General features: G+C 66.5%; 4 protein-coding genes and 1 pseudogene. All 5 read left to right on the top strand.

All coding sequences use genetic code 11. From position 1 onward, the window contains the following. On the top strand, positions 1 to 546 hold a 546-nt coding region (gene rplA, locus ACFE86_RS21665), incomplete at its 5' end, for a 50S ribosomal protein L1 (protein WP_375457379.1). An 86-nt stretch (positions 547 to 632) separates the two neighbouring features. Further along, positions 633 to 713, top strand: a pseudogene (locus tag ACFE86_RS21660) (hypothetical protein); the annotation flags it as partial. Positions 714 to 774: 61 nt separating this feature from the next. Continuing rightward, positions 775 to 930 carry a hypothetical protein gene (locus tag ACFE86_RS21655; protein WP_375457380.1) on the top strand — a complete coding sequence of 52 codons (156 nt, stop codon included), beginning with the start codon at positions 775 to 777 and terminating at the stop codon, positions 928 to 930. Positions 931 to 1,189: 259 nt separating this feature from the next. Beyond that, positions 1,190 to 2,833, top strand: a complete 1,644-nt coding sequence (locus ACFE86_RS21650) for a B12-binding domain-containing radical SAM protein (protein ID WP_375457378.1) — start codon at positions 1,190 to 1,192, stop codon at positions 2,831 to 2,833. Positions 2,834 to 3,342: 509 nt separating this feature from the next. Next, positions 3,343 to 3,608: 50S ribosomal protein L10 (gene rplJ, locus ACFE86_RS21645; protein WP_375457377.1), on the top strand; the 266-nt coding region annotated here is incomplete at its 3' end.

The following is a 3,608-nucleotide window of genomic DNA, read 5'->3' as shown; positions in this document are numbered from 1 at the left end:
CCGCGCCACGCCGACCAGATGGTCCGCGGCGTCTGCAACCTGCCCAACGGCTCCGGCCGGACGGTGCGGGTGGCGGTGTTCGCCCGCGGCGCCAAGGCCGACGACGCCCGCGCCGCCGGCGCCGACATCGTCGGCGCGGAGGATCTCCTCGAGATCGTCCAGGGCGGCAAGATCGAGTTCGACCGCTGCATCGCCACCCCCGACATGATGCCGCTCGTCGGCCGTCTCGGCAAGGTTCTGGGCCCCCGCGGCCTGATGCCGAACCCGAAGGTCGGCACCGTGACCATGGACGTGAAGTCGGCGGTGGCCGGCGCCAAGGGCGGCTCGGTGGAGTTCCGCGTCGAGAAGGCGGGCATCGTGCATGCCGGCATCGGCAAGGTCTCGTTCGACGAGGCCAAGCTCGTGGAGAACATCAAGGCGTTCGCCGACGCGGTGGCCAAGGCCAAGCCCGCCGGCTCCAAGGGCACCTACATCCAGCGCATCGCCGTCACCTCGACGATGGGCCCGGGCGTGAAGGTCGAGCCGGGCACCGTGCTCGGCGCCTGATTCGTTGCGCACAACGATTGAAGCGCCCGGCCCCAGCGGCCGGGCGTTTTTTGTTTTCCATCGGGTTCGCGATATCCCTGCCATCGATGAGCATGGGTTCGATTCGCTTGGCTGCTCACGTCTACATCCTGGCAAGCCAACGCGACGGCACGCTCTACACCGGTTCCACGATGGACCTCGCGCGACGGGTCTGGGAGCACCGAACCGGGCTTCACCGCGACCTACCGCGTGTCGATGCTGATTTGGTACGAAGGTTACGGGCGCATCATCGAGGCTCGAATCCGCGAATACGTGATCAAGCGTTGGCGGCGCGCGTGGAAGCTGGCGTTGATCGAGGGGATGAAACCGGATTGGCGGGATTTTTATCTTGAACTGAACCAATGAATTGAGCCGCTGCGCGACGCTTCTCGTGCTGGGTCCCGGATCACCTTCCGCTGGCGCTCCAGACGTCCGGGAAAGCGTCGCGCTTAATCCTGAACCTTTCCGTCTCACCACCGATTTCCCGAACGGGTGGAGCGGAGCGGAACACAATCCGGGACCCAGCACGAGAAGCACCGCGAAGCGGCACCACATCCCCATCACGATGCAGATTGCCGCGCCGGAGGGGGGCGCCAACGGCTGAGCCTGTGCTAAATAGGCGTTCATGCGATGCACCCTCACCGTCTCCACCCAGCGACGCATCCTCTGCGTCTTCCCCGCCTACACGCCGTCCTTCGGCACCTTCTCGCACGCCTACCCGCTGATGGGCGGCGTCAAGGCGTTCATGCCGCCGCAAGGCCTCCTGCTGATCTCGGCCTACATGCCGGAGAGCTGGGAGTGCCGGTTCGTCGACGAGAACATCGCACGCGCCAGCCCTGAGGAATTCGCCTGGGCCGACGCGGTGTTCGTGTCGGGCATGCACATCCAGGAAGCGCAGATCCACGAGATCGGCCGCCGCGCGCACGCTGCGGCGAAGGTGACGGTGCTCGGCGGCCCCTCGGTATCGGGCGCGCCGGAGAAGTACCCGGATTTCGACTACCTCCACGTGGGCGAGATCGGCGACGCCACGGACCAACTCGTCGCGATCCTCGACCGCGACCTGTCGCGCCCGCCCGCGCAGGTTCGGCTGGAGACCAAGGAGCGCCTGCCGCTGTCGGACTTCCCGGCGCCGGCCTACGAGGCGGCTCCGCTCAAGCGTTACCTGATCGGCTCGCTGCAGTTCTCGTCCGGCTGCCCCTATCGCTGCGAGTTCTGCGACATCCCGCAGCTCTACGGGCGCCAGCCAAGGCTGAAGAGCCCTGAGCAGATGTGTGCCGAGCTCGACGCGATCATCAGCCAGCCCGGCCACCCGGCGGTGGTCTACTTCGTCGACGACAACTTCATCGCCAACCGCAAGGCGACGCGCGAGATGCTGCCGCACCTCGTGGCGTGGCAGAAGAGGAACCATTACCCGCTCCAGTTCGCCTGCGAGGCGACGCTGAACATGGCCAAGCAGCCCGAGATCCTCGCGCTGATGCGCGAGGCCAACTTCATGACCGTGTTCGTCGGCATCGAGACGCCGGAGGAGGGCGCGCTCAAGGGCATCGACAAGACTCACAACGCCGCCGTGCCGATGTACGAGGCGATCGGGACGCTCAATTCCTACGGGCTCGAGGTGACGTCCGGCATCATCCTCGGCCTCGACACCGATTCGGACGCGTCCGAGCAGCACCTCATCGACTTCATCGACAAGTCAGCGATCCCCGTGCTGACGATCAACCTGCTCCAGGCACTACCCAAGACCCCGCTCTGGGACCGGCTGGAGCGGGAGAACCGGCTCCTGCACGACGCCAGCCTCGAATCGAACGTGCTGTTCAAGCGCCCGCACGACAGCGTGGTGGCGAGCTGGCGCCGGGCGATCGCGCACGCCTACGAGCCGGAGAAGATCTTCGAGCGGTTCAAGCACCAGTGCGCCACGACCTACCCGCACCGCATCGTCACGCCGACGAAGGGCAAGCTGACCTTCACGAATCTCCGCCGCGGCCTGATCCTCGGGTTCAACATCATCACCCGTGTCGGGATCTTCTCCGACTACCGCAAGCCGTTCTGGAGCGCAGCGGCCTATGCGCTGAGGCGCGGGCAGATCGAGGCAGTGTTCAACATGGGCTTCGTCGCCCACCACTTGATCCGCTTCACCCGCGAGGCCCTGCGCGGCGAGCACAACGCCTCGTTCTACGCGGCCAAGGCGGCCGAGACCGAAGCGGCCCGCGAGCGGTCGTGGTGGGAGAATGCGCGGCGGCGTTTCGTGCCGGAGCGCGAGGCGGCCTGACCCCGGCCTCGGCGCGCTTGCCTGCGGCGGAAAAGTCGCGCTCCGGCTCTTGGCAGGCGGCTTGCTAGGCTCTATACACCGTGCTCCACGCAATTTTCCTATTCGTTAGGGAGCGGCCGGATCGGCCGCGTTCCGATTGAGACGCCGCCTGGGCAACCGGGCGGCTATGGCCGGCAGGACTTGAGGGGCGGCAAGCCTCGCAGGGCCGCGTCCGGCCGTGTCCTGTCCGAGACTGCAGGCGCCGGTTTTCCGGCTTAATCCCCAAAGCCTGCACAGACGGGGAAGACCGCATTTTCGAAGCTCCGGCTCGCTAAGGGACGGGGTGAAGGCATCGGTTTGAACCATCTCAACCCTTAGGCATCGCCCTCTCGCGGGGGCGGCGGCGGGGGGCAGGGCCGTGAAGCGTCGTCCAGGACGTTTTCGGCTGTATCTCGGCCGAGTTCCGTTCCGGGCGGCATGTGCAACCGGCGGACCCATGCTCGGGTTCCGCTCAACCGGAGAGAGCCCCAGTGGACAGGACAGCAAAAGCTGATCTCGTCTCGACGCTCAATGGCGTGTTCGCGAAGAGCGCCGTCGTCGTCGTGGCCCACTACAAGGGCCTCACGGTCGCCGAGATGCAGAGGCTGCGGTCGCAGATGAAGCTCGCCGGCGCCACCGTGCAGGTCGCCAAGAACAGCCTCGCCAGCATCGCTCTCGATGGCACGGACGTCGCCTCCATCAAGCCCCTCCTGAAGGGCCCGACCCTGCTCGCCTATTCGAGCGATCCGGTCGCGGC

The sequence above is a fragment of the uncultured Methylobacterium sp. genome, assembly GCF_964244095.1.
Taxonomy (GTDB): Bacteria; Pseudomonadota; Alphaproteobacteria; order Rhizobiales; family Beijerinckiaceae; genus Methylobacterium.
Note: the sequence above shows the minus strand (reverse complement) of the source record. Positions and strands in the feature narration are given on the sequence as shown.

Coding starts and splice junctions, on each gene's coding strand:
- ACFE86_RS21650 (WP_375457378.1), top strand. CDS start 1,190: ATGCGATGCACCCTCACCGTCTCCACCCAGCGACGCATCCTCTGCGTC.